The organism is Paenibacillus sp. ICGEB2008 (assembly GCF_000307675.1).
GTDB lineage: Bacteria > Bacillota > Bacilli > Paenibacillales > Paenibacillaceae > Paenibacillus > Paenibacillus polymyxa.
Genome location: NZ_AMQU01000014.1, coordinates 231,600 through 258,473 on the forward strand (window position 1 = coordinate 231,600; position 26,874 = coordinate 258,473).

Annotated in this window: 18 protein-coding genes, 1 pseudogene and 3 riboswitches; of the genes and pseudogenes, 10 read left to right on the top strand and 9 right to left on the bottom strand. The window is 44.7% G+C overall.

The genetic code is table 11. The features are described from left to right. Window positions 1-20: 20 nt before the first annotated feature. On the bottom strand, window positions 21-710 hold the full coding sequence (gene tenA / locus C400_RS0114260; RefSeq protein ID WP_016818592.1) for a thiaminase II: 690 nt from the start codon (window positions 708-710) through the stop codon (window positions 21-23). A 132-nt stretch (window positions 711-842) separates the two neighbouring features. Further along, window positions 843-945, bottom strand: a riboswitch (TPP riboswitch). Window positions 946-1,014: 69 nt separating this feature from the next. Then, the gene (locus C400_RS0114265) at window positions 1,015-2,736 is read right to left on the bottom strand and encodes an NAD-dependent malic enzyme (protein WP_017427385.1); all 1,722 of its coding nucleotides are present in this window, start codon (window positions 2,734-2,736) and stop codon (window positions 1,015-1,017) included. 398 nt (window positions 2,737-3,134) lie between these two features. Here C400_RS0114265 and C400_RS0114270 point away from each other — a divergent pair, with 398 nt between their 5' ends. From C400_RS0114270 to C400_RS0114285, 4 genes are read left to right on the top strand one after another with little or no spacing between them, the layout of a single operon-like run. Continuing rightward, window positions 3,135-4,256, top strand: a complete 1,122-nt coding sequence (locus C400_RS0114270; protein ID WP_016818594.1) for a glycosyltransferase — start codon at window positions 3,135-3,137, stop codon at window positions 4,254-4,256. Between the two features lie 4 nt (window positions 4,257-4,260). After that, window positions 4,261-5,514, top strand: a complete 1,254-nt coding sequence (locus tag C400_RS0114275) for a hypothetical protein (RefSeq protein WP_017427386.1) — start codon at window positions 4,261-4,263, stop codon at window positions 5,512-5,514. Further along, window positions 5,511-6,737, top strand: a complete 1,227-nt coding sequence (locus C400_RS0114280; RefSeq protein WP_017427387.1) for a glycosyltransferase family 4 protein — start codon at window positions 5,511-5,513, stop codon at window positions 6,735-6,737. The genes C400_RS0114275 and C400_RS0114280 overlap by 4 nt, the downstream gene beginning before the upstream one ends. Next, entirely contained in the window at window positions 6,697-7,608 is a 912-nt protein-coding gene (locus C400_RS0114285) for a glycosyltransferase family A protein (protein WP_017427388.1), read from the top strand. The genes C400_RS0114280 and C400_RS0114285 overlap by 41 nt, the downstream gene beginning before the upstream one ends. Here the strand turns inward: C400_RS0114285 and C400_RS0114290 are convergent. Beyond that, complete coding sequence (locus tag C400_RS0114290) at window positions 7,576-8,280, bottom strand: response regulator (protein WP_017427389.1); 705 nt, start codon at window positions 8,278-8,280, stop codon at window positions 7,576-7,578. The genes C400_RS0114285 and C400_RS0114290 overlap by 33 nt on opposite strands. A 45-nt stretch (window positions 8,281-8,325) precedes the next feature. Here C400_RS0114290 and C400_RS0114295 point away from each other — a divergent pair, with 45 nt between their 5' ends. From C400_RS0114295 to C400_RS0114305, 3 genes and pseudogenes are all read left to right on the top strand, one after another. Beyond that, entirely contained in the window at window positions 8,326-8,772 is a 447-nt protein-coding gene (locus C400_RS0114295; protein WP_017427390.1) for a hypothetical protein, read from the top strand. Then, a complete protein-coding gene (locus C400_RS0114300; protein WP_017427391.1) occupies window positions 8,769-10,502 on the top strand; it encodes a HAMP domain-containing histidine kinase in 1,734 nt (577 codons plus the stop codon). Before C400_RS0114295 ends, C400_RS0114300 begins: the two co-directional genes overlap by 4 nt. A gap of 52 nt (window positions 10,503-10,554) precedes the next feature. Further along, a pseudogene (locus C400_RS0114305) lies at window positions 10,555-14,981 on the top strand (hypothetical protein). 40 nt (window positions 14,982-15,021) lie between these two features. Here C400_RS0114305 and C400_RS0114310 read toward each other — a convergent pair. Beyond that, the gene (locus C400_RS0114310) at window positions 15,022-15,717 is read right to left on the bottom strand and encodes a response regulator transcription factor (RefSeq protein ID WP_017427392.1); all 696 of its coding nucleotides are present in this window, start codon (window positions 15,715-15,717) and stop codon (window positions 15,022-15,024) included. 160 nt (window positions 15,718-15,877) lie between these two features. Between C400_RS0114310 and C400_RS0114315 the strand changes: the two genes are divergently transcribed. After that, window positions 15,878-17,233, top strand: coding sequence for a sugar phosphate nucleotidyltransferase (locus C400_RS0114315; RefSeq protein ID WP_038978207.1), 1,356 nt, complete (start codon window positions 15,878-15,880; stop codon window positions 17,231-17,233). 190 nt (window positions 17,234-17,423) lie between these two features. On the opposite strand, the gene C400_RS0114320 is transcribed toward C400_RS0114315, so the two are convergent. From C400_RS0114320 to C400_RS0114335, 4 genes are all read right to left on the bottom strand, one after another. Beyond that, window positions 17,424-17,939 (bottom strand): thioredoxin family protein, encoded by a 516-nt coding sequence (locus C400_RS0114320; RefSeq protein WP_017427394.1) that lies wholly within the window; start codon window positions 17,937-17,939, stop codon window positions 17,424-17,426. A gap of 135 nt (window positions 17,940-18,074) precedes the next feature. After that, window positions 18,075-19,931, bottom strand: coding sequence for a beta-glucoside-specific PTS transporter subunit IIABC (locus C400_RS0114325; protein ID WP_017427395.1), 1,857 nt, complete (start codon window positions 19,929-19,931; stop codon window positions 18,075-18,077). Window positions 19,932-20,156: 225 nt separating this feature from the next. Then, window positions 20,157-21,005: a BglG family transcription antiterminator LicT gene (gene licT / locus C400_RS0114330; RefSeq protein ID WP_016818607.1), complete on the bottom strand. Its 849-nt coding sequence runs from the start codon at window positions 21,003-21,005 to the stop codon at window positions 20,157-20,159. 233 nt (window positions 21,006-21,238) lie between these two features. Beyond that, entirely contained in the window at window positions 21,239-22,210 is a 972-nt protein-coding gene (locus tag C400_RS0114335; protein WP_017427396.1) for a LacI family DNA-binding transcriptional regulator, read from the bottom strand. Between the two features lie 211 nt (window positions 22,211-22,421). Between C400_RS0114335 and C400_RS0114340 the strand changes: the two genes are divergently transcribed. Together C400_RS0114340 and C400_RS0114345 are read left to right on the top strand one after the other, a co-directional pair. Further along, the gene (locus C400_RS0114340; protein WP_017427397.1) at window positions 22,422-23,879 is read left to right on the top strand and encodes a glycoside hydrolase family 1 protein; all 1,458 of its coding nucleotides are present in this window, start codon (window positions 22,422-22,424) and stop codon (window positions 23,877-23,879) included. A 168-nt stretch (window positions 23,880-24,047) separates the two neighbouring features. Then, a riboswitch (glycine riboswitch) is annotated at window positions 24,048-24,132 on the top strand. A gap of 11 nt (window positions 24,133-24,143) precedes the next feature. Then, a riboswitch (glycine riboswitch) is annotated at window positions 24,144-24,238 on the top strand. 158 nt (window positions 24,239-24,396) lie between these two features. Further along, window positions 24,397-25,815, top strand: coding sequence for an alanine/glycine:cation symporter family protein (locus C400_RS0114345; RefSeq protein WP_038978208.1), 1,419 nt, complete (start codon window positions 24,397-24,399; stop codon window positions 25,813-25,815). Window positions 25,816-25,940: 125 nt separating this feature from the next. On the opposite strand, the gene C400_RS27870 is transcribed toward C400_RS0114345, so the two are convergent. Continuing rightward, window positions 25,941-26,567 carry a sensor histidine kinase gene (locus C400_RS27870; protein WP_232795370.1) on the bottom strand — a complete coding sequence of 209 codons (627 nt, stop codon included), beginning with the start codon at window positions 26,565-26,567 and terminating at the stop codon, window positions 25,941-25,943. Window positions 26,568-26,874 lie beyond the last annotated feature (307 nt).

Genomic DNA, 26,874 nt, shown 5'->3' on the forward strand with positions numbered 1-26,874 from the left:
TCCTCTCTCATCTATACTGATTATTCCAAGACCGTAGCGTGCATTTGGACGGGCCATTGCTCCTGCTTATAAGCCATATCCCAGAACATATATTCCAGCTGGCAGCTTAGCATAAAATGCTCAATCATCCGCTCTCGCTCGGCAGCCGTGGCGACTTTCGCCCAAGCATCCACACGCTCTCGATATTTGAAGGTTACATCTTCAATCTGGTTGCCATAGAAGCAAATCCACTCATAGAACGGATGAGACTCGTCCGGTCTTACCTCATCCATTAGCCTGCGTCCAATTTCAAGATATGTCCATGGACATGGTAGCAGCACGGCCATGATTTCCCCAAGACTACCCTCATGTGCGACGGTCAGCATATGGCGGATATAATGATGAGCGGACGGAGCGAGTGGATATCCCTGCATCTCTTCATAGGTGACACCTGCGATAGCACAAAAATTTTGATGCGGATGAACCTCGCTGTTGAGAATAAAAGAGATCTGTTCGTTAAATACAGCCATATCCTCCCGGCTCGTGCTTTTGGAGATCGCGATGCCGTAAATCCGCATGTAGGCGTTCAAATATTCAAAGTCTTGTTTTACATAGTGAATCAGCTGTTCCCTTGTTAAATTTCCTTCAGCAATACCTCTCACAAAGGGATGCTCATAAATGGCTTGAAAAATGCCATCCGCCTGCTGACGGAGCTCTTGCGAAAAACTCATTTCCCCACCTCCAACAAAAATGGAGAACAAGAAGTCCCGTAAGATACAATTCTCGGAACAATGCCAAAAAGCCGCCCCGAAAACTGGAGCGGCTTCAACATAGGTTCAATGCGCAAAAACGCCTGAAACCCTATATGGAAGGCTCCACTTTCCTACGCTAGTACGAACTAGATCAGGTTCAAAGGGTCCAAGATTCATTCTTGTCTCAGCCATAATGGCTCCCCTAGTGGACTTTCCTATTCTTTTGACTAATACTGTACATTCGTTCCTATGTTATGTCAAACTGCTTATGCCTAGTGAAGAATTAGTGAGGGTGTTGGATTACACTTTCCACGGCTTTGACCCTCACATATTCCGGTTTCCACATTGCATCCCGAATGGCTTGCTCAATATTTGGAAGGTGTGCCTGAGCTACCTGATCCTGAATTGCGGCCTTTGCTACCGCAACCGCAACCGCAAACGAAACATCACGTAATTTTCGAATATGGGGCAGCAGTGCGCCGCCAAGTTCATTCGAATCTACGGCGTTGGCAACGGCATCAGCTGCTGCGGTAAACATGGAAGGAGTGATTCGTTTGGCCTTGACCACAATTGCGCCTAGACCCAGTCCCGGGAAAACAAAGGCATTGTTCGCCTGACCAATTTCAAATTTCGTACCGTTATAGGTGACGGGCTCAAAGGGACTTCCCGTAGCAATCAATGCTTTGCCATCAGTCCATCGTATCAAATCCTCGGGTACCGCTTCAGCCAGATTGGTAGGATTGGACATGGGCATAATGATCGGGCGTTCCACATGCTTTGCCATTTCCTTGATAATCTCTTCAGAAAAGGCACCCGCCACACCGGAAGTACCAATCAAGATTGTAGGTTTTACCTGACGGATGACCTCCAGCAACGGTATTTTGCCGTCTTCCGATCGGGCCCATGAGCTGATTTCTTCCTTTTTACGCACATATGGTTTCTGATAATCGAGTACATCTTCCATATCGTCCGTTAATAGCCCGCGATAATCAAAGGCCCAAAACGACCTGAAAGAATCTTCTGCAGGAAGCCCGTCCTCGATCATAGCGCTCCGTATTTGGTCGGCGTTACCGATTCCTGCTGCCCCTGGACCAAAGACAAGTATTTTTTGTTCACGTAGCGGAATTTTGGTGACACCTACCGCCGAAACAATCGCAGCTAATGTGACTGCTCCTGTGCCCTGGATGTCATCATTGAAGGTGAGAATGTTTTGACCGTATTTCCCTATAATGTGGCGTGCGTTCACGCTGCCCACATCCTCCCAATGCAAAAGCGCTTTCGGGAATTGTGTTAAGGTTTTGCTGATAAAGGTATCAATAAATTGATGATAGGCTTCTCCGCGAACTCGTTTATGGCGGTTTCCGATGTATAGCGGATCATTCAGCAGCTTCTCGTTATTCGTGCCGACATCCAGTACAATGGGCAGCACCCGCCCGGGATGAATACCTGCCGCAGCTGTATATACAGCAAGTTTGCCAATAGCAATGTTAATTCCCCCGACCCCCCAGTCACCAATTCCCAAAATACTTTCTGAATCCGTCACGACGACAAGGTCAACATCCTCACTACGCAATCCGGAATTATAGAACGCCTGTCCAATTCCATTCGGATGATCTATTGATAAATATACGCCCCCAGGGCGGTTGTACTCATGGCTGTATTCTTGAATGGCGGTTCCTACAGTCGGTGTGTAGACTACGGGCAGCATTTCACTCAAATGGTCGGTTAGCAGCCGATAGTAAAGCACGACATTCCGGTTATGAAGGTCGTTAAGTGAAGCATTTTTACGCAGCATGGTGGGTTGTGCCAGGAATTGCTGATATGCCCGAACGCTCTGTTTTTCCAATGAAAGGACAGTGGGAGGAAGAATTCCTTCCAAGCCCAGTTCTTTGCGTTCTTCTTCTGTAAATGCCACCCCTTTGTTCAAAAGAGGGTTTGCTAGCACGTCCTTTCCTCGTAAGGGAGTAGATAATGACCCATCACGATTGACATGAAATGCTTCCATAAAAATACCTTCTTTCCCTATATTTTGATAATTATTCATGATGAAAAATGACATGTTGTCCATAGTATGGACGTACGAATTGGTTTTATTCGTCTATCAATCTATGACAAAACGACCATATGTGTATCTTTTTTATTAATCCCATAGAACTAATTTTGTTTTCGGATTCACCTTGCAATTCGTATAGTAATAGTCCTAATGAATCAGGTCTAAATGCTCTGTTTTTATCAAATATGAAAATTAGTTTTTCTTCTCTTGAATGCTTATATATCAAGGGATGTGAGCTATTTTGTTAAGAAAATATGAAGTATTTGGACATTAATTTAATCTTACTAAGCAAACATTTTTAATTCTTTTTCAACAAAATAGAATTATTCGGAGGAAAAGGAGAGGTTTGTGTGCAGGGACCTATAGCCATTTTTAGCGATAACAACAGGGCTATTGATTATCCCAATGTGATTTGTTTTTACCAATATATACAGTGCGAGGACACGGAGGAAGCTTCAGTCTACGAGGGCGCAAGTTGCTGCCTGATAGATTATAGGGAGCCGGGGCAAGCCGTGCGGAAAGCTAATCAGATCCGTAGCCAATTTCCGCAAATGCCATTGCTATTGGTGACGGATGTAACCTTTCCGTTCAGTGATCAGCATATGGTGCAGATTATCGGAGTAGGCCGATTGCGTCTGCTATTTTGGCAAGCCAATGATACCGAAGAAATACTTTCTGAAATACAAAGCTTGCTCTATCCCGAGTATTCGACCAAAAGCCAACATGTTGCATTCATCTTGTCTGTGTATAACGAAGAGAAACGTTTTGTTCATGTCAAAACCTTTGCTGAGCGACTGCAAGCCTTTATCCGCAGCCATATTATAGAAGGTTCGATTTATCTCATTGATGATGGTAGCCACGATGGCACGAATGCCTTGATTAAAGCGCTGGAGGCAGCAACGGACTTGTCCGTGAACCGGATTAACCAGAACTTGAGTCCACTGCTTCAAACAAGGGAATTGGGACGCAATACGCGCAAGGCAGGGACGTATCTGGAAGGAATGCGGACCATCGGTGCGGATTACTACGTATTTGTGGACGCGGACGATTCCTTTTTTATTGAGGATATTGCCAGAATGATCAATGTTGTTCAACAGGGCTACTATGATGTTGTGATTGGAACCAAAGATATGACCGCCGAGAATCGTTCTTTATTGCGATCTATCGTCAGCTTTGGCAAACGGGTCGTCTCTCGCCCCTTTTTACCAACCGGTGTAGTAGATTCCCAGACGGGTCTTAAAGTGATGAGCTCGGTTGCCGTGAAGCGGATGTTTCCACATTTGAAGGAACAACTCGGACTAGCGCTGGATCTGGAGATGATGTTCATTGCCAAGCGACTTCAGCTCCGTGTGCTGCAACTACCCGTCAAATGTATTGACCGAGATGGCTCGCACATTCATGTCTGGAAGGATTCCATTCGTTTTTTGCGCTCTATCATTGAGATTTGGCGACTGGATCGGCGGGTGAGATAACCACGTGAACAACCGATTGCGTTCGTTGATGTTCCCCCTCTTTAATGTGCTGCTTAACGGATTCAATTTTTTCTTCCACATTGCAGCGAGCTGGTATCTTACCGGACAAGCCTATGGTCAGGCGAACGCGCTGTTGGCCCTCTTTGCACTGTTGTCCGTATTGGGCTTATCCATCCAGCTGTTAACTGCCAAGCTGGTGTCCAAGGCTGACAAGAAGCTTCCGCTACGCAGCTTACCGCTCGGTTCTCTATTACTAAAAGCACCTCTAGTGCTAACTCTGCTTGCCATGATCATTTCACTTTCCTTTCATCCGTTGCTGGGTTCGCTATTGGGCGTTGAGTCCGGCCCGCTGTTCATGCTGTATGCCTTGATCGGATTGCATATTCTGGTGAGTTCGTGCCGTGGAGATTTACAGGGGAGGGAACGCATGCTGGCGCTCAATGTGAACTATTACATTGAGGTATTAGGGAAGCTATGCCTGTTTTTTGTCCTGGCTGCCCTGGGGTTAAGGCTGGAAGCCTTATTATTAGCGAGCTGTGGGGGAATGCTGCTGTCGTTGCTTCACGGCTGGATCGTTTCGGCTCGTGGCGTATCCTTATCTACACACAGTGGAGAACGTATCTCTTCTGGGTTATGGAAGTCGCTAGGTCAGGATTTTACCGATAGCCTTATGACGAATTTATTCATTCTATTTTGTATCTCCATCGACATGTTGTATGTACAGCATTACTTTCCCGAGCAAGCCAGCAGCTATGCCATTGCGCTGAAGTACAGCCAATTGGTCTATTACGTTTCGTACAGCTTGATTGCTGCCTTTATTCCAAAGATCGGTGCGCAGGGGCATGACCGCCAGGCTTTGGGCAAGTTAATTGTAATCTATGCTGGATTAATGGCTGTAGCCGCGCTGTGTGTATATGTGGGCACAACTTATATATTCCCACCCTCTATTCCCATATTATTTGGAGCCTCTTACCAGGCGGCTGAGGCCTTTATTCCATGGGGAGGCTGGGTGTATTGGCTTTTTTCCATCGTGCTATTTTTTGTGCATGTGCACGTATTGGTGGGCAGACGCACCTTTATGTTCAGTCTGATGGCAGGAGCCGCAGCTTTATTAGTAGCCTTTCATATGGCTCACACAGACCCGATCGATTTTTTGTTGTCAGAGTTCATTGTGTACGGAGCTATGTCTCTCTACTTTGTGATAGATGCCTATATGTATTTGTTCAAAATAAAGATAAGGGGAGGAATCACCCCATGAATACCATACTAGAGCAGGACGATAAGACCGTAGTTCTATTGCTTTCCTGGCGTGACATTCGTTCTCCGAAAAGCGGGGGAGCAGAAATTTTCACCCATGAAATGCTGAAACGCTCACAGCAAGGTCGGTTTCAGTTCATTCATTTCTCACCTCAATTTGAGGGGATGCCTGAGCATGAAGTCATTGACGGTGTTACGTATATTCGAAAAGGAAACATATACAGTGTTATTTATTATGCGATGCGCTATTACCGTCGTCATCGGCAGCAGATTGACTATGTAATTAATCAAGCGAATACGCATCAGTTCTTTACCCGATTTTGGGTGGAGGCCTCCAAGCGGATCTTTTTCATACATCAGCTAACAAGGGAAATATGGTATGAAAATGCCAGGTTCCCGCTAAATATGATTGGATTTCATATGGAGCCCCTCATGCTTAAGCTGGCACGGAAGGATCGGACGCTCACCGTATCCCCGTCTACCCGGTATGATCTGCTTAAACTGGGCTTTCATCCAGATCGCGTTCATCTTTTACCGGAAGGAATTGAGTTTGATCATTGGCCGCGTGAACAATTTTTGACGAAGGAGTCTAACCCAACCTTCATGTATGCCGGACGCTTTGTTAAATATAAGGGCATTGATCTGGTCGTTGAAGCCTTTGGGCGGCTCAAGGAAAAGTTCCCCCAGGCTATGTTATGGATTGCCGGAAAAACCGATAAAACCTATGTGACAGAACAATTATTGCCGATTATAGAACGGTATGGATTGACATACGGAGAACCGGATGAACAGGGACAATCACAAGCCGATATTACCTTTTATGGATTTGTTTCAGCAGAGTATAAGCTGGAGCTGATGAGCCGTGCCCATGCGCTCGTATTCCCTTCCCTGCGTGAAGGCTGGGGATTGACGATTACCGAAGCGGCAGCGGTTGGAACTCCCAGCATTGTGAGCAATTCTCCCGGTCTGGTGGATGCGACGGATTTCGGAAAAAGCGGATATTTATGCTTTCACGGCGATATTCGAGGATTGTCTGAACAAATGGAAAGAGCGGCAGAGGGTGGCGAAGATTACATGGCCATCCGTGAGCGAGCGTACCAATATGCGCTAAGATTTCATTTTGATCATACAGCTGCCGCGTTTGAGCAGTTGATGGAGAATTGGACAGAGGAGGCGGAACAGAGTGGACAAAGTGGTCATTCTCTTCTCCACGTACAACAATGAACGTACAATAGAGCCTTGTTTGTTAAGCTGTATGGGGCAAAATTACAGGGATCTGCATATTGTAATTGCCGATGATGGCTCCAGTGATCGGACGGTTGAGACGATTCGTATGCTGTCCGCAGGGAGCTCAGTACCCGTTACTGTATTGGAGCTTCCTCATGGAGAGCGGGGAGTTGCTAGAGTCAAAGCGGTTGAGGAAGCGAAGCGCTTGGGTGCCGAATACATATTTGTATTGGATTCCGATATGATTTTAGCCGAACATCTGATTCAGCAGAGCATCGACTTTTTTGACAATCATCAAGATATTGGCGCTTTGGTTGTTCCAGAGGAGGCATATTCGGAAGCAAATAATTTTTTCTCCAAAGTAAAGGTTTTCGAGCGGAATGTAATTAACAACGCAGGAGAGACCTTGGGAAAACGCTCCATTGAAGCTGCACGCTTCTGGCGAATGAGCGCTTACGAATCGACAGGCGGATTTAATGCGGAGCAAATTGCTTTTGAAGAAATACAGCCAACCTTACGCTATATAGAGTCTGGCGGAGTCATTCGCCGGGCGGTATTTACACGGGTATATCATGATGAAAAACAGGTGTATTTGCAGGATGTATTACGTAAAAAAGCCTACTACTTCTCGGTGATGGATCGTACGATGTCATCTGAGGAGGGCGGATTGCGAAAGGCACTGGAACGTTGGTACTTCTTCCGTCCGGTGTTGTATACATGGGGGAATGTGAAAAACTACATCCGCCATCCGCTGCTAACGGGGGGGATGTTGTGGATGTACACCTGCCTGACTGTGATTGGGGTAGCCGCCGTGTTAAAGGGCGGCACCCGTCACTCAGGCGATCTCGCTAAGGCGGATAAGGCGTAACGATGAATGACCGAGGGTCAGCGTATCCAGTGAGTACAGGTCGGGATCGGAAGATTCCGGCTCCTCATACGGTATATATAATGAATGCGGAGTTAACTGAATACCTTCGCCAGCAGGATGACGCAGTGAGCAGCCGACAGGATACAGCTCAGCAAGTGCAATGTGTACGGCGGTTACGACATCTTGTTCATTCAGCAGGACATACGGTCGGTACGGAGCATTCAAAATGCTGTTTATAAATACCGATAGGTCTGATGCGACGTTCTGGTCTGCATACAGGCTGTTTCGATTGAGTCGGGCCTGATCAAGCGCCTCATACAGTATCTTTTTTAGCGTATCATCATCCAGCTCCAGCGGTTTCGTCAAAAAACGGAACACGCCGACTTGATTAATGGCCGATAAAATAGACTGTGTATGCAGGTGACCAGACAAAATGATGCGTACAATGTGCGGATAATCCTTCTTAATCATACGAAGGAACGTAATCCCGTCCAAACCAGGCATAAGCAGATCGGAAACGACAACATCAATCGGGTACTTTTCCAGCACTTGCAGAGCTTCTTTAGGCGTGTGAGCGGTATGTAAGGTGAATGTTTCTTGCGTCAATGTCCGTTCTAGCAGGGACAGCACCATGGGGCTGTCGTCAACAAATAGAATGTTTTGGGGTGTCATAAGAACTGCGCAACTCCAATCAGGAAGTAAGAAATGAGGAACTACATGTATAATATCAGCGTTTTGGCATTTTTGAAAGATGTCAGTACAGAACGGGCGTTGCGTCTTTTTTGTGAACGATTTGATTCGGCTGAACATGCGCTCTGGGAAAAAGGGATGCGTCTTCTTCACGAATATCATGCTGCGCGACATACAGGGGTGACCTTGGCTGTCTCCAGCGCACTTCAGCATATGGAAGATCGTCATGATATTTACGTTGTTGATCTGCGAGCATACAGCGAGGAAGATTTGGATCGTCTATATATAGCCAAAACATGCGAGTTGATCCTGCTGACAGACGGGGCAACGGAAACCGCTGCGAGGTTTGCCGCACTCCAGCGCCGCACTCCCCGGTTGCTGTGCGCACGGCTACCGCTGGTCAGCTACGAGCTGGAATGCCTGATGCAAGCGATTTTGAGCCGTCTTGAACAAAATGGAGGGGCCAGGTCATGAAGCAATGGGCTTTGTTGAAACCAAGTTGGCAAAAGCTGATCCTGTACCTGATGGTTTTGTGTGTGACAGTGTTCTTGGCCGCTGTGCTACAATGGTTCGTCATGCGGCAATTCAGCGGTCACTTGGCGGAAATTCAGAACGAGCAGCTCCAGGATGAGGTACAGGAACTGTCTGGCAGCATAACGGAGCATTATGCCGCATGGCAAGCTGAGCTAAAAGAGCTGTCGTCCAGTCTGGGCAGAGAGATGCTGAATCAGGGAACACGTCAATATGCTGTGGGGTTTAAGCGTGAGAGCGGGTCTTTTTATGTGCTGGATGAACAGTATCATGTGATGGTCGGACGTGACAATCGTGAGATGAGGAATGCGGTCCAGCAGATTAAATGGCTGCAAAATGGTTGTGCGGTAAGCTCTTTTGTGACTGAGGATCATCAGCCTGCCCAGTACATAGCGTGCAGGATTCAAGGGGCGCAGACGGGCGGTTTTATGGTGCGTACAGTTGACGCTGAAATGCTTAGTGGAATTGTTAAAAGTAAGCCGGTGAATCAGCATGAGACTTTATTTTATAACGGTCAATTCAAGATCGTAGCTTCCCGAAGTACTTCGGATATCAACCGGACGGACATCACGAGTGTAACCCGTAGGCTGCTGGAGGGCAATACGGGTATCGTTGAAGATCGTGGAGAGAAATACGGAATAGGATTCAGCCGCATTGGGGAAGAGGCCCTTTACATATCGGTTAAGGATATCAGTCAGGACACCCCCCAGCGAATTAGCTCCTTTCGCAAACAGTTGTGGATGGTGATGGCTCTAATACTCATTATTTTGTGGGCCATGCTCATACAGTTCCGCAAACGGATTGTGAAAGATGCCATCGTGAACAATCAAGTGCGTGACCAGCGGCGGGATGAAGATATGCGACAGCAGCAGGACACGTATTATTTGCCGTTAATGCAGACGATTGAGCAACAGCTGCAAGAGCTGCAAGAACAGACTAGCCGTCTCACAGGCGGCGATGATTTAAAGCTGTTGGGATTTTATCAAGATCTAGCCAACCGCTTTGAAGTGTCTTCCAGTCAGGGAAAAGGAGCATCTCATGAGGAACTGGAGTATTTCCGCGAGCTGAATGAAAATTTCATTCAGGGTCGTCTCAGACAGGAATCCTCACTAGGAGAATTACTGACAGGCGTCCGTAGTTTGCGTGATGAGCTGGAAGAGAAAATGCATGATAATAGCGGAATTAGCTTCACCGATATGAATGAGGTATTGTCCGAATCGCTGAAATGGGCGAACCGTTCGCTGAATATGAAGCACATTCAAGTGATCTTGCGGCAAGAGCCAGTTCCATCCATTGCAGCACAAGCACCCATGCTGTACAAAACAATTCAGGGGCTGCTGGAAAATGCAGTGCAGGCCATGAACCAAGATGGAGAGCAGCTGGAGGATCAGGAACGGAGCCGAACGGGTCTGCGGTCCAAGCGGCAATCTCATATGCTTAAGGTTAGCTCACGGCTGGAAGAAGCTGAAATTATGATTATCATTGAAGACACAGGCGGCGGGATTGATGACAAGATGCGTTGGAGCTATTTCCAGCCGGACTATTCCCAAAACGCACAGGAGCATACGTTCAGCCTGTATCACATGGATGCATATCTGAAGACTATAGGTGGTCGCTTAAAGCTGCGTAACACCGATCAGGGATTGCAGGCCATCGTTCATTTGAGAAGATAGATAGGCCCAAGATAACCAACAGATACAAGAGGTTCAAGAGAGGGGGACAAGCATGAAAAAGTGGATATTTCGCTACCGCTACGATATGGCGGCAATCCTATTGATGCTGGCTGCGATTGTCGCATATCTTGCCCCCATCTATGGATTAGGACAAATCGTATTCAGTGACATTGCCTTTGGAGCCACCTCTCATCGGTATCTGGAGGAAATAACCGGGGTATGGAACGAACGATGGTCTACCTCGACCTTGTTCAATGCTCCACGTATCCTGTACATCTTGCCCTTCTATGGACTTTCACTATTATTTGACGAAAGCGGCCCGGTCTTGCTCAAGTCGTTTATCACAGGCTTGTTATTTGTCTCGGCATTTTCGATGTATGCCTTTGCCAAGCGACTGGTCAGCGTGTATTATTCACCAAGTTTTACGAAAACCCGTATTTTTGCCATCATGGTTGGTTCGTTGTTTTACGCACTGAATCCGTGGGTTATTTTTCGCATCCAGCATATTTATTTGCTCTGTGGGTATAGTTTGTTTCCGTTAATGCTGCGATTCTTTTTCAGTGCGGTGGACCCCAAGTTTCAAATTCAACAAATTAAAAACTATCATCCCCATAAGTTGTATCAGCGGAACTGGATTGACCTGTTCCTGCTGGCTGCAGTATTCACTGTTAGTGCTGCGGCCATTCATTATTTTTTCTTCGGGATGATTTATTTGGGATTGTTCACCATGTTGCTCCTGCTCAAACTGACCTGGACTCATCGTAAAGCCGGGCGCGCCTATTTACAGCCCTTATACAGTAATTTTTTGCGTAAAGGCATGATTTTTGGTGTGTTTTTCGGACTGCTTAGTTTTTACTGGTTGTCCCTGTATGTAGGTAGCATGTTGATGGACGCTCAAGCGTCTCAGCATAATATCAACGTCGTGGATACGTTGTCTCTGTTCAGCCGTAATAGCAGTTTATATAATGTGGGTTATTTACTGAGCTATTGGTGGCCAATGTTTTCCTTTTCCTCACTGCCTGCGATGTTTTATGTAGGTGGGGGATTCTTATTGCTATTGATCGGATACGCGATGGTGACACGTTCACATAAAAAACCGATCATTCTGATCTTCTCGCTCCTTACGCTGTTATTTATGGTTGCAGCGACTGGAACGACATTTCCGTCCATTGCCAAGTGGTTTGTTATTTTGGTTACGAAAACCCCTGTAATTGGTTCGGTTTTCCGTGATCCTAACAAATTTATTGGACTGCTTTCCCTTAATTTCGGTGTGTTGCTGACCTTTGGCGTCATTCAATGTATGGAATGGTTTGGATCATCGCCGCTACAGCGTGTGTATAAAAAGCTGGCGGTTGTTATCGTCGTTTTGTGCCTGGGCGTATATTTTGCTCCCTTGCGTACCCAGTTCATTGAGGGGTACTACAAGCCGGTACAAGTGCCGAAGGCTTATAGTCAAATGGCTGAAAAGCTGACTGACCCAGATCGTTTTGACAGCAAGGCACTGTATTTTCCGATTGCCGATAATATGATTCAAAGCTATAACGGAGTAGCGACGCCCAAATGGAATAAAGGAAAAACGGCAACCGAGAAGGCAACCGGGGATTTTCAGGTATACTCTTCTCCTAAAAATACGATCTTTCATCATGAAGGCAATGATCCCGGTATCACATACTATATGAATTTTCTACAGTATGTTATGGACAACGGACTAAGCTCGCGATTAGGCTGGCTGTTCTCTACCTTTGGGGTCAACCAGCTGGTCTACCATGATGAATATGAAGGACAGGAGAAGCGGCAGGATTTCCACCTGTCTCAGCTGGAAGGTCAGACCGGGTTGAAACGTACGTATAAGAACGATTTGTTTTCCATATTCAATCTTGATCAGACACCGCCCTATATGAATATTCTTGCAAGTAAAATTGTGACACCTTACGGATTTAGCCGACTGGAGAGCTACAGTCATCTGCCTGGTTTTGATTTCAGCCGTTTTGGCGTGCTGTTCAGCGCGTTGAAGCCTGAGTTAAACACCATTCAGACGGTCAACAAGGGGGATTATGTGGAGGCAGCCTCCTTTAATGACTTGCTGTTGTCCCAGCTCCCGGCAGAGGATTACTTGCGGCCTTTTGATGCCATTGAGGATGGTAATGCATTTTTAAAATGGTCCAAAACTTTTGCATCAACCAACGATTGGTTGTGGTATTTATCCTCCCAAAATATACGGAACTTCCCGTTTGATATGGAGATGGATGCAGGGATTGCGGTCACCTTCGCCAGTAAGAAGCTGGATGTGGCACCCTATCAGATGAGCAGTATTGAAGGCAAAACGGTGCTTGATTTTGACTCTATGCTGAGAACGGAAACCTTTTTCAAGCCTGATAATCCACAGTTGTTCAGTGTGCAGGCTAACCCCCGAGAGGAATCGAACGACGTGCCGACTCTGCATGGTGAGATTATGAAGGGAGATCCGAGTAATATATGGCAGGTTGCTAGATCGGGATTGCTAGAGGCCAAGGAAAATAACCCTTATCAGTTCCACATCACCGTTTCTGGTCGTGGGACGAACAAAATGCATGTAAAAATGAGGTTTTATGATAAGCAAATGCGTGAGCTGGGGGTTAGCTATGTTGTGGCGCCTTCAGAGGGATATAATTTTGACAGTGTAAAATTTTACGGGGAATACGTCTCGCCGCCTGGCAGCTATTGGATGCGAATGGATTTGTTAACCCTCCAGCGTCCGCAGCAAAAAAATTACTGGTGGATTCACGATATTCAGCTGCGTGATTTGGGGAAATACAGCAAGCCCAACACGTTTACGATGCATAAAAAGATGGACCAGCCTCAAACCTCGCATGTATATGCAAGAGTGTTCATGAATAAGGCAGGCGGGAAAATACAAGTCACACTGCCCGATGGAGTGGCTAACATCAAGACCCGTGATGAGGATTAAACCAATTTCAATGGGTTGATTTGGGAGAACATGTTTTTCCAAAGGGAGATAACCCAATCACGGTTAATAACCTGCAAGGCTTTAATGCGGTCAATCAATTTGCGATTGTTCCTGTGGATCAACTGGATCGGTTATCTTTTCCGGTGGAGCAGGCATTGAAGCGGGGCAAGCTCTTTTTCACCTTGGAGGCAGAGAACGATTTTAATGCTCAAGGGAATGTGCAGACGGAACGTGCTTTACCTAGACTTAGTATGGGTCGGGGAATCAGTTACCAAAAAGGGACGTTAAGCAGAGAAGTGGAAGTCGCCAAAACGGGAACCTATGCCACAGCTATTTTGGCTAATTTACCTGCCGGATATGAAGGATCGTTAACCATGAAATGGAAGAATGAAGAGACTGGAGAGGTACTGACCAGAACGATTCGTACGGAGGACTCTTATAAGCGATTACCCGCTACCTCTTTATCCGAAAAGAAGGTTATTGAAACGGTGCCCAATCAGGATGGTTTTGCCAAGAAAAGCATACAAATTCCCGGTCTGCTGAACGACTATGGCCGAGTCGAATTTAAAAATCTGTTCTTAACCAAGGGAAAATATCGCTTAATCCTTGTACTCGACAGTCAGGTGCCGTCATTGAGCCATTTTGCAGATATTCATCGAATGGGCGGGCAGGAAGTGATCGTGATGCCTGGGCAGGACACGAAGGAATCATTGAGCACGGATGTTGGTTGTGTAGCAGATATTCGACCTGGCCAGACGGATCTATCCATCAAGGACACAGAACTGTCCATCCGTTACGCACCTAGCTATTCCTGTGATTGGAATATTTATGCGTCCAAAAAAATGAAGGCGGAACCGCTGCAAGAGTATGCCGTGCAGTTGGATGCACGGTCAGAACAAATTGGAAGTCGACACATGAAGGTCATTTTCTTAAATAAAGCGTCCCAGGTTCTTCAAACCTCCTATATTGATGAGGTGGAGGAGAGAGATAAGGAGCAATGGAATCATTATGACCAGATTGTAAAGGCTCCGGCAGGAACCACCATGATGCAGTTTCAGATTTTAGCGCATGCGCACAAGAAGCAGACGGGCTTATTTCAAATGAAGCAATATTCCATCATCCCTTATCAAGCGATGATTACAGTGGATCAATTTACGCTGTTTGAGGGAACGGATATGGATACCTTTTTTATGGCACCACACGCTGCGGAAAGCATTCAGGCTACTCGTGAAAATTCCATGGAACGTAGTTTTACGCTATATAATCCAATGCATCAGCAGGTGCTGATCCGGGAGACGGAATCACCCAATCCACTATGGGAGTTCAGGCTGGGTAACGAAAATCAGCGAGCGCGTCTGTCTGTGAATGGAGTAACTACCGGATTCATAACGAATGGCAGCGGAAACGGTAAGGTTGTCGTTATTCTGGCTTCAGCCTACCGTTTTGGCTGGGTATTGTTTGTCATAGGGATCCTGGGCGGAGCAGCTTGTTTTCTTCCATATCGGCGATGGAATAAGCGGAAAATTCCATAAGAAGCAAGCTGCCCGGAGGGAAACAGGCGCCACAATATGGCTACATCTCGTATTTGTAGCCTCTGCCCCAAACGGTACGGATATGCTGAGGGTTTTTAGGATCACGCTCAATTTTTTTGCGGAGGCTGGAGATATGTACGTCGATGGTACGGTCCAGATAAGCACCATCTCCGCCTTTGACCCGATCCATCAGCTCGCTACGGGTAAAGACTTTCCCTGGATTGCTGGACATCTCTTTTATAATAGAAAATTCGATGTGAGTAACTTCGATTTCCTGGTCATCGACCAACAGGCTATGACGGTAATCATTCACCCAAACTCTTACCTTTTTAAGCTTTTGGGTTATCGTTCGTGATTCAGTGAGCATGTTGCTACCACTGCGGCGCAGCAAGGCTTTGATGCGGGCATTTAGCTCCCTCAGACTGAAAGGTTTGCATAAAAAGTCATCCGCTCCGTCATCCAGAGCCTTTATTCTTATATTCAGCAGGGTGTTATTAGAGATGACGAGCATAGGAACCGTGGTAAATTGACGGATGTGACTGATTAGCTCAGATTCGACTTTACCGGAAAACATTAGAGCGGTCACAATAATGTCCGGCTTAAAGTGCATTAATGTAGGAATTGCGAGTTTACAATCATAGATTAGTTCGGTATGATAGCCTTCCTCCTGAAGATGAAGAGCAATCATATCAGCCAAACTTTTTTGATCTTCAATGATGAGTATTTTTATAGGCATGACTGACATCTCCTGTACGGACAAAGATACCATTAACATGGCATAACTATGTATGTTCTACGATGATACATACTTATGTATTCGGCAAAAGCACGAAAAGCAAACAGTCCAATAATGTAAGAAAATATGAATTTAGAGGAAGAAGGTTGCATCTTTGCGAATGATTTTATTATCCGGAGGCTCGGGTAAACGTCTATGGCCCTTATCCAATGTGAACCGTCCGAAGCAGTTTCTTTCCATCCTACGTCATGACGAGCGGCCGGAAAGCATGCTGCAACGGATATGGAGGCAGTTGGATGAGGCGAATTTGGCAGATCAAGCCTATTTTTCTACGAGTGGAACTCAGGTCGAACTGATTCAGGGACAAATTGGTGGAGACGCTGTAGTGATTGAGGAGCCGACTCAGCGGGATACCTTCCCGGCCATTTCCTTGGCTACCGCTTACTTGCATGACATTGCAGGTGCATCACGTGACGAGATCGTGGGGGTCATGCCGGTGGATGGCTATGCGGGGGATGAATTTTTCGAGCATCTGCGCAGGCTTCCTTCCATATTAGAGCAATCAGGAAGCCATATCGCATTGATGGGGGCTGTTCCAACGGAGCCCTCAGATAAATATGGATATATTGTGCCTTCAGCTCCTTTACTTGACCAGGAATATTATAGGGTGAGTTCATTTGTAGAAAAGCCCGATCTGATTCGATCTGAAGCCTTGATCCGTGAAGGAGCCTTATGGAACTGCGGAGTGTTTGCTTTTAGACTCGGCTTTTTATTGGATGTGCTGGCGCAAATGAGTTTACCAGCCGATTATAAAACACTTTCGACAAATTACGCAGACTTGCCTAAAACCAGCTTTGATATTGCGGTAGTAGAGCACACTCGTAAGCTCTCCGTGCTCCCATATCATGGAGAGTGGAGGGACTTGGGAACGTGGGATTCGTTGGTGCGGGAAGTAAGTTCAAAGCTAAGCGGTCCCGGATATATTTCGGAAGCATCACATGACTCGCATATCATCAATGAACTGGAAATTCCGGTTAGCATCTGGAATGTCCCAAACATTATTGTTGTTGCTGGGCCGGATGGTGTGCTGGTTACGGATCGACAATCATCAACAGGAATTAAGGATATGGTGGCAGAAATTGAAATTGGACCGCGTTTTGAGGAGCGATTCTGGGGAAAGCAAACGGTCTTGTCCCATCAACAAGCGGCAAGCGGGTTACAAACGGTCACCAAACGTGTTGTCATTTCGAACGGGAGATTTATCAGCTATCATGAGCATCAGTTCCGAAAAGAGGTTTGGACCATTGTTTCAGGAACCGGAAGTGTCTGTATCAATGGGATGACACAGACAGTCAGCCCTGGTATGGTCATCGTTGTAGAACCTGGTACCAAGCATTTTATAGGTGCAGTAGATGGAGATTTGGAATTCATTGAGTCACAAATCGGACATATCGTATCCGAAACGGATATTATTCGATATGAATTTCCCGATTCGATTGATGCTCGTACTGTATAATCGCCTGCAATATAGGAACGGATGGGTGTAAACAAGGCTTTCCGAAGCGAGTGAAGAGCGCTAGGAACTATTTTTAATCAGCTTGATGATTTGGACATTCTTAATAAAAGGTATTCATGCGTTGTTCGCTTGAATACCTTTTTTGCATGAACAACTCTATTATTCTCAATGAAATGGATAAAAAAGAGGCTTATAAAATGAGTTTTTTGGAGGTTAGCCATTCTTTTACGGCATCTGTACTGAGATCTCTTTTTGGCGTCCATTCTATTTTATCCACCAGCTTGCCGTTCCTGAATTCTGCAATCGTGGGGGTGTATTTTACGTTGTAATCTGCTTTGAACTTATTCCATTGGGATTTGTCCTTGTGAATTTTGTGAACGTTTAAAAAAGTAATTTTGGAGCCCAGATTATACTGTTCAATCACCTTGTTAAAGTTAGGCTCAAACCGATTGCAGTCGCCACAACTGGGTCTGCCAACATAGACAAATACACTTTGATCCTGCTGAATCAATTGTTTAAAACCATCCATTGTAACCGCATTCAAGTGGTCATATATTTCGGGGTAATTGCTTTTGCTCGCTTGGATCTCTTTATCTTTCTGCTGAACTACCTGCTCCAGGTCTTGAAATTTAACTACAGCTGAAATAGCGATACCAATGATAAGCAACACAATGACACTTAACCCGGCGATATATCCTTTTTTCACAGAAATCCTCCTTTTTTTACAATCTCAAACTTACAATATATGATATTTCCATTTTTCGCTGTAACACTTGTCTCATGATGTATAAAAAAAGAAGCTTTCCATTAGGAAAGCTTCTTTTAGTCTGAAAGTTAAACGTTAGACTACAACGGTCAACAAGTAATCCTCACGTTTCACTTCCGTTTCCATGGTGTTCAGTACATCCAGGTATTGAGCGGAATTGGTTACGATGATCGGCGTAGTCGTTGTATAGCCTGCCGCTTTAATTTGTTCGATATCAAATTCAAGCAACAACTGTCCTTGCTTCACCACATCACCCTCTTTGACGCGTTTGTCAAAGAATTGTCCTTTCAGCTTCACTGTATTAACACCAACGTGAATCAAAATTTCCGCTCCGTCATTGGAAGTAATACCGATGGCATGTCCGGTCGGGAATACGGTCGTAATCGTTCCGTTAACCGGAGAAGTCAGCACACCCTCTGTAGGATCGATCAAGATTCCTTTCCCCATAGCGCCTGAAGCAAAAGCAACATCAGAAGATTGTTCCAATGGCAGCACTTTACCTTGCAGCGGACTTACGAGGATTTCTTTTTCGATGGCTACTTCTTTTTTTACGGGGGCTGTTTCTGTTTTTGCAGCTTCTTCTTTTGGATCATCAAAGCCCAAAATCATAACCAATACAACTGCAAGTACAAAGGCAACGAGTAAGCCGATAACAACCCACAAGAACCCAGCTCCAAAATAAGTTGGCAACGCCAGTAAACTAGGCAGGGAGAAGGATTTTGCAGTTGCTCCGCCGGAAGCGATAATCGCGCCCCCAATACCACCAGAAATACAAGCATAGATGAAAGGCTTTTTCAATTTCAAAGTTACACCATAAATCGTAGGTTCAGTAATCCCGAATACAGCTGCCAGTGTAGAAGAACCAGCCAAAGCTTTCATTTGAGTATTTCGTGATTTCAGGAATACCCCCAGTGTTGCACCCGCTTGAGAAAGTACGGCTGCTGTAAGCATTGGAAGCATCGTGTCATAACCCAATGTTTGAATATTGGACAGCATAATAGGAACGAAGCCCCAGTGTACGCCGAAAATAACAAATACTTGCCAGAATGCCCCAGCAACAGCTCCGGCAATCAATGGGCTTAAATTGTACACCCATGTAAAACCGTTCGCCAAGCCTTGACTGATCAGGTTACCGACTGGACCAAAGGCCAAAAACGTCAACGGAACAACAACTAGCAGTGATAGCATAGGGACGATAATGTTTTTAACCGATTGATGAACAAAGGAATTAAACCAACGTTCCACATAGGACTGTACCCATACCGCGAGAATAATTGGGATTACGCTGGAACTATATTTTATCAGAATGATTGGAATCCCGAGAAAAGCCAGTTTTGCCGGATGGTCCACCGCTGCAATAACATCCGGGTAGACGAGGGCTCCAGCAACTGCGACCGATACAAAAGCATTCGTCTTAAATTTACGGGACGATGTAATAGCTAGGAATATAGGCAAGAAATAAAACACGCTGTCCGAAGCGGCGTTCAGAATGAGATACGTACCGCTTGCAGTATCAATCCAATGGAGCGACGCAATTAAGGCCATAATCCCTTTGAGCAAACCAGCTCCGGCAAGAGCACCCAAGAGAGGTGAGAAAATGCTGGAAATGATATCGACCGCTTTGCCAAGAAAATTCGTTTTTTCGGAAGATTCTTCTTTTTTCGCATTTGGATTATCTGCATCCTGCAGATTTGTTTCTGCCATCATATGCTCAAAGACCTGACCTACATTGTTACCAATGACCACTTGGAACTGGCCACTGCTTTCCACCACTGTAATGACACCAGGTGTTGCTTCCAGTGCAGCTTTGTCTGCTTTTGTGCGATCTTTTAATTTAAATCTCAAGCGTGTAGCGCAATGGAATACCGAATTGACATTCTCTTCGCCGCCAACGAGAGTCACTATTTTTTTGGATAGCTCTTTATCACTCATGTTCAGAACTCCTTAAGTGTTATTCTTGCTACTGATAGGATTTACCGTTTACATTTGTTGCTGAGATGCGCCGGCGTGCATCTTTTTAAACTTGTAAACAAGAAAAACCTAAACTCGTGGTGAAAACTGCGCAGTCCTCCTATAAGGGAACGTCGATTTCACCATCAGTTTAGGTTTTGCCTGCCTTACCAGTCACAATCCATGAACGATGAGGATATAAAGTTTTTAGCCTGATATGTTATTACGCTCAGTTACCCGATGAATGTGAATCGTTAGATATACATACTCATCTTTGCTTAAATATTGATCATATGTTTTTTCCAGATACTCATTAATTTTTTGGGCACAAGCAAAAGCCTCGGTATATGTTTGCTTTACCTGGTTGTACAAAAATTCTTCACCACTGTGAATAACCTCTTTGCGAATCACTCGCATTGCAAAATATTGCAAATGGGTCAAAAATCTCGAATAGCTAAAAGAAGACTCATCCAGCACAATCCCGTAATGATACGTAATAATATTCAATATGTGTTGGACAATCTCGGTCATTTTCAGTGTAGCCTTCATCTCGTTACCATCAATCCGTGCATTCACCATATGCAGTGCAATAAATCCCGCTTCGTCTTCGCCCAATTTTACACCGAGCGTATTTTCAATTTTTTGTAGAGCATCCAGCCCAACTGCAAATTCTTTTTTGTAAAAGCGTTTAATTTCATACAGCATCGCGTTTTTGAGTGCCAATCCTTTTTCTTCCCGCTGTATGGCAAAATGAATATGGTCGGTCAATGTTAAATAAATGTTATCACTTAACTCCGTATCCAGCACTTCGGCTGCATGGGTCACGATTTCATTCACGACCTCCAGATGAGACACAGGAATATCGTTTAGCAGCTCAGTTAGTCTGGCCGTGAACTCGTTTTCATTTAACATGAAAATCTTATCTATTTTATGATCATCGACTTGATCCCCAGCCACCTTTTTGAAGGAAATACCTCTTCCCATGACGATGACCTCTTTGCCTTTATCGTTTTTAGTCAACAGGACGTTGTTATTGAGCACCTTCTCAATAATCATTGAAGTTCCCCCTCCCATCCTTTACCAATAAAAAATGCCCAAGCACAATTCAACACTATTGTTAGCAATAGCACTCAATTGAACTCAGGCATTGCCCGCATCACCGGTCACAATCCTTCGATATAGTGCTATTGTAGCACAAAAAAAAGCGATTTCAACATATTTTATTCTCTTTCGACAAAAAATATTTCATATCAAGGCCCATTTGCCTAATTTGCAAGTCAATTGTGCCCTTAAGTGGTCGTACGCTCAATGAGACTGTATTCTAGCGAATGAAGCTCCATTTGGCGTCCAATCAGCTGAGGGGAAAGCATGAAAAAGGCATTTTCCGCCTGAGCCATAATGGGATTTTGAACCGTTGTAATCCCCATGGTGTGCGCCAGCTCCGTGTTATCAAACCCAACAATCGCCAGATCTTCCGGTACCCTCAGCAATTGTCTGCGCGCTTCGCAGAGAATGCCCACTGCTACATAATCGTTAGCACACAAGATAGCCTCCGGAAATTCCTCACGATGCTGTAACAAATTGCGCACGACCTGTTCGCCATCACGAATGTTATAAATAGAAGAATAGTTCCAGTGTGGCAGTACCGGCAGATTGTGTTCACTCATGATCTGCTCATAGGCTCGTTGTCTGCTGTGAGTATTGATGCTGCTTGGACGACCAAAAGCATTGGCTATACGTGTATAGCCTTTTTGTATCAAATGTTTTAATGCTAACATGTATCCTTCATACTGGTCCATAGCGACGGAGCGAATATCAGTATGCTCCATTCGTTGCCATGCCACGATCGGTCCATATTTGCAATAGGTACTCAAAAAATCAGTGTCATTCACGCAGGAAATGATGACCAGCGCATCGACTCTTTTTCTTTTTAAATCCTCGAAAGCTTGAAGCTCTTTCTTTTTGTCTTCTCCCGAAGTATAAATAATGGTTTGGAATTCATATTGGCCTGCGATTTCCACAAAGCTGTCCAGAAATGCCAGCACAATTTCATTGATAGTTGAAGTGATGATACCAATCTGAAGCGTCTGACCCTTGGATAGAGAGATCGCATTTCGATTAGGAACATAATCCAATTCCTGCATTATTTTTAAAATTTTAGCTCTGGTTTCTTGGCTTACATGGGGGGACTGATTTAACACTCTGGATACCGTAGCTTTGGAAAAGCCCGCCAGTTTTGCAATTTGATCAAGATTCGACATGATGCTTCTCCTCACCTGAGAAAAAAATACTTGACATGAAACGCGTTACAACAATTAGGATGCTTTATGAGGGCATTACGTCTATTTTAAAGCATCTGTCGATGCATTTCAAAGGAGAACGGTTACCGTTAGTTATGGATTCGCATTGCAGCACCTGACGGGTTACTGACTAAAGTGAAAACATTAAATTAAGGAAAGAGGTTTTCATACCATGACGAAGACGCTAAAAGGATTCCCGAAAAACTTCCTCTGGGGCGGGGCAACTGCAGCCAACCAATTGGAAGGTGCTTTTGACGTAGATGGAAAAGGTCTATCCAGCGCAGACATGATAGCCTATGTACCTAAATCAGAACGTAAGAACGATCATGCTATAGAAATTTCGTCCGAACGACTGAAGGACATCTTGGCAGGGAAGGTAAACGCCCGTTTTCCAAAGCGTGAAGGTGTGGACTTTTACCACCACTACAAAGAAGATATTGCCTTGTTTGCAGAAATGGGCTTTAAAGTATTCCGGATGTCCATCCACTGGTCGCGGATTTTCCCGAATGGATATGATGCCGAGCCGAATGAAGCAGGATTGCAATTCTACGACAATGTATTCGATGAGCTGCGCAAGTATGGTATTGAGCCTTTGGTAACACTGTCGCATTATGAAACACCGCTAGGTCTGACACAGAAGTATAATGGCTGGTTGGGACGCGAAGTCGTGGATCATTACGTAAAATATGCCGAAACGGTATTTACACGCTATAAGGATAAAGTAAAATACTGGCTGACCTTTAACGAAATTAATGTCATGACTATGAGCCCGTTTACAGGCGGCGGTGTGGTTATTGACCGTGTAGAAAACAAGCAACAAGCGATATATCAAGCATTGCACCATCAATTTGTAGCAAGTGCATTGGCGACCAAACGGGGACATGAGATCATTCCGGGCGCTCAGATCGGCTGTATGCTGGCCCGCATTGAAAGCTACCCACATACGTGTAACCCAGAAGATATCCTGAAAGCACAGCATGAAAATCAAATGAACCTGTTCTTTACGGATGTGCATGCTCGTGGGGGATATCCCAACTATATGAACCGCTATTTTGAAGAAAATAATATTGTGATCCAGACAGAACCCGGCGATGCCGAAATTTTGAAAAATAACACGGTCGATTTTATCTCATTTAGTTACTATATGACCTTGACCGTATCGGCAGGGCCAGAAGGCGAAAAGGCAGCAGGGAACCTGATAGGCGGTGTGAAAAATCCGTATCTGCAGTCTTCCGACTGGGGATGGCAGATCGATCCGATCGGCCTGCGTGTTACACTGAATACGTTTTATGATCGCTATCAAAAGCCACTGTTCATCGTGGAAAATGGCCTGGGTGCGTATGATAAGGTAGAAGAAGACGGCTCTGTGCATGACACGTATCGCATTGATTACTTGCGTCAGCATATTGCCCAAATGAAGGAAGCGATTGCTGACGGTGTTGATCTGATTGGTTACACCAGCTGGGGACCTATCGACCTTGTGAGCATGTCTACGTCCGAAATGTCCAAGCGCTACGGATTTATTTACGTTGATCTGGATGATGACGGTAACGGAACGCTTCAACGCTCCAAAAAGGACTCATTTAACTGGTATAAAAATGTGATAGCAACCAACGGTGAAGAATTATAATTCCATATCGTTTTGGCGGGTACAGCAGAGAAAATCCTCAGGATGCAATCTGCTGTACCCGCTTTTTGTATAGACACTCTATTGATTCTTTCAGAGGGCTTCACAAATTTTTCACTTGTAATAAGCTGAAATTTTTCTGTATAATGAATAAAAATTTCATATGTCTGGTTGATGTTTGCGGGAGATGGAATGAAAGTTCCAACCGAAGGGGCAAAACTCTCAGGTGCTTAGGCTGATTTACAGCAACGAGCAGGGACCGTAAACGGACAGAACTCTGGAGAGACCCTTAATTGGGCGCCGAAGGTGCACCGCAGATCACATCTGCTTAAACTCTCAGGCAAAAGGACAGAGACGCGAATAACCTGTGACAGGGATAGCCCTAGGCTTTTTATAAGCTTTTAGAGGTGAAATCCTGCACAAGATGGTTGTATTTTTTCGTGCCTTTAACCTCTCCAAGAGTCGAATCAACAGATTTGACTCTTTTTTGTTTTCTACTATGCTGAAGGAGCGGGTTGAAATGAATTTGGTACATGTGTTAGAAACGATTGACAGTTGGATGTGGGGAGCGCCGCTTCTAATTCTCGTCATGGGCACTGGGTTGTGGCTAACGATCCGTCTGAAGATGCTTCAGATTATTCGATTGCCCTTAGCGCTCAAGCTAATTGGTAAAGCGCCGGACGAAGGCAGCGGGGATGTCAGTAGCTTTGGAGCATTGAGTACGGCACTTGCAGCTACTGTAGGTACGGGAAGTATCGTCGGTGTCGCAACAGCGATCAAACTGGGTGGGCCCGGTTCATTATTCTGGATGCTGGTTGCAGCTTTTTTCGGGATGGCAACCAAATATGCGGAAGGGCTATTATCCGTTAAATACCGTGTTAAAGACCGGAACGGACAATTTTCGGGTGGACCGATGTATTATATTGAAAATGGGCTTGGCCGCCGTTTCAAGCCGCTGGCGATGTTGTTTGCCTTTTCTGGTATTCTTGTAGCACTATTTGGAATCGGTACTTTTCCGCAAGTAAAGGCTATCGTTTCTTCTACGGAAAGTAGCTTTGGCGTGCCAACAGTAGTTACAGCAATCATTATTTCCGTGTTGACGGCTGTTGTTACGATTGGAGGACTCAAAAGTATCGCCAAGGTATCCACAAAGATTGTTCCATTCATGTCGGGGCTCTATATCGTGGTTTGTTTAATCGTACTCATTAAGTTTGCAGGAGAGCTTCCTCATGCGATCGCACTAGTATTACAAGGGGCTTTCTCGACAACATCTGCGACGGGTGGATTTGCCGGAGCCACGATTATGCTGGCGATGCGAAGCGGAGTTGCCAGAGGGATCTTTGCAAATGAAGCTGGTTTGGGAAGTGCGCCAATCGCAGCAGCAGCAGCTAAGACGAAATGGCCCGCAGAACAAGGGCTAATATCCATGACGGGCGTTTTTATCGATACGATGATTATTTGTAATTTGACAGGATTTACATTGCTGGTTACGGGAATATGGAGTGGAAATGATGATGGAGGTCTGATGACTCAGCATGCGTTTTCCAGTGCCTTTCCGGCTGGAGCAGAGCTCGTGACGATTAGCCTTATTTTATTTGCGTTCACAACGATACTTGGCTGGAACTACTACGGGGAACGCTGTGTTGAATATTTGCTTGGGGTCAAGTGGATTAAACCATACCGTTATCTGTTCATCGTACTGGTTGCCGGAGGCGCGTTCATCAAGCTCGATGCCATCTGGCTGCTGGCAGATATTTTTAACGCCATGATGGCTTTTCCGAACCTGATTGCACTGCTCGGCTTGTCGGGAATTGTTGTTGCAGAAACCCGGACTTATATGAATTCTTTGTATCCTAATAAGAACAAGGGTATTCTTGCTGGTGCCAATGTAGGGGCGGCTATCCAAGTAGAAGAAAAGGGACAAACGGTAAATTCATAAATACTAAAAGGGAGTATCCTCAGCCATCACAGGCTTGAGGGTACTCCTTTTTTTAGGTTATAAGACTGGTGATTACCGACATTTTATTTATTCTGAATATCTCTTAATCCATAACGTTTACAAACCTAAGAGTTATTACATGGGAGCATAATCGTAATTTGAAAATGCGAATCCGTAATAGTTGTATTTAAATAACCACCATATTTCTTTATCACTTGCTGGATGTTAAGTAATCCATACCCATGTTTTTTTAAAGGGGGATTGTATGTTTTGGTTGAGAATGCTGTATTGAGATAATTACTTTTTGAATTGCGAACATAAATCCATAGGGCAATATTATCGGTGAAAATTTCCAAATGAATTGAATGCTCTTTCTTTCTAGGAAGCTGCATTACAGCTTCAATAGCATTATCGAAAACATTACCTAAGACAATACATAGATCATGACTTCCAATACTAATATTTGCCGGGTTAATATGGATTTGATGGAAGAAAGCTATCCCACTTTTATTAGCGATGCTGAAAGTATGATTTACTAAAGCATCAATAACGAGATGTCCTGTTGTTATATGAAGTTTTGGTGAGTCTATATTTTTTAGAGTTTGGTTGATGTGATTAACACCCTCTTCCGTCCTCTGTTCTTGTAAACAAGCACGGACAAATATTAACTGTTTTTTGAAATCATGAATACTTCGTTTGATATCACTAAGAGATCGAATTGTTTCTTTATAACGTTTTTCTTGCATCAGCATTTGCTTTTGAAAAAAGCATGAGAGGTTTGACTTTTCTATCAACTTGTCCGTTAGAAAGACATTAATCACGTTCATTCCAAGAATACTGATGATTGACATTATAAAGAATAAATTATGTTTCATAAAAGAAAATAAACCGTAATGTATGAGCAAGTTAAACGATGTTCCTATTAATATTACAAAATAATACACAATCCCTATCTTGTATTTTCTTCCTTTTTTAAAATAATGAACTACTAGTACTGTAATAAGTATGAAGTGTAAAGAGGCGAAAAGTAAAAAAAGGTTAACTATTGGATTGGAAAAA

Coding starts and splice junctions, on each gene's coding strand:
- C400_RS0114265 (WP_017427385.1), bottom strand. CDS start 2,736: ATGGAAGCATTTCATGTCAATCGTGATGGGTCATTATCTACTCCCTTA.
- C400_RS0114335 (WP_017427396.1), bottom strand. CDS start 22,210: ATGTCGAATCTTGATCAAATTGCAAAACTGGCGGGCTTTTCCAAAGCT.
- C400_RS27870 (WP_232795370.1), bottom strand. CDS start 26,567: ATGCTGATGCAAGAAAAACGTTATAAAGAAACAATTCGATCTCTTAGT.
- C400_RS0114310 (WP_017427392.1), bottom strand. CDS start 15,717: ATGCCTATAAAAATACTCATCATTGAAGATCAAAAAAGTTTGGCTGAT.
- C400_RS0114340 (WP_017427397.1), top strand. CDS start 22,422: ATGACGAAGACGCTAAAAGGATTCCCGAAAAACTTCCTCTGGGGCGGG.
- C400_RS0114300 (WP_017427391.1), top strand. CDS start 8,769: ATGAAGCAATGGGCTTTGTTGAAACCAAGTTGGCAAAAGCTGATCCTG.
- C400_RS0114295 (WP_017427390.1), top strand. CDS start 8,326: ATGTATAATATCAGCGTTTTGGCATTTTTGAAAGATGTCAGTACAGAA.
- C400_RS0114315 (WP_038978207.1), top strand. CDS start 15,878: ATGATTTTATTATCCGGAGGCTCGGGTAAACGTCTATGGCCCTTATCC.
- licT (WP_016818607.1), bottom strand. CDS start 21,005: ATGATTATTGAGAAGGTGCTCAATAACAACGTCCTGTTGACTAAAAAC.
- C400_RS0114345 (WP_038978208.1), top strand. CDS start 24,397: ATGAATTTGGTACATGTGTTAGAAACGATTGACAGTTGGATGTGGGGA.
- tenA (WP_016818592.1), bottom strand. CDS start 710: ATGAGTTTTTCGCAAGAGCTCCGTCAGCAGGCGGATGGCATTTTTCAA.
- C400_RS0114325 (WP_017427395.1), bottom strand. CDS start 19,931: ATGAGTGATAAAGAGCTATCCAAAAAAATAGTGACTCTCGTTGGCGGC.
- C400_RS0114280 (WP_017427387.1), top strand. CDS start 5,511: ATGAATACCATACTAGAGCAGGACGATAAGACCGTAGTTCTATTGCTT.
- C400_RS0114290 (WP_017427389.1), bottom strand. CDS start 8,280: ATGACACCCCAAAACATTCTATTTGTTGACGACAGCCCCATGGTGCTG.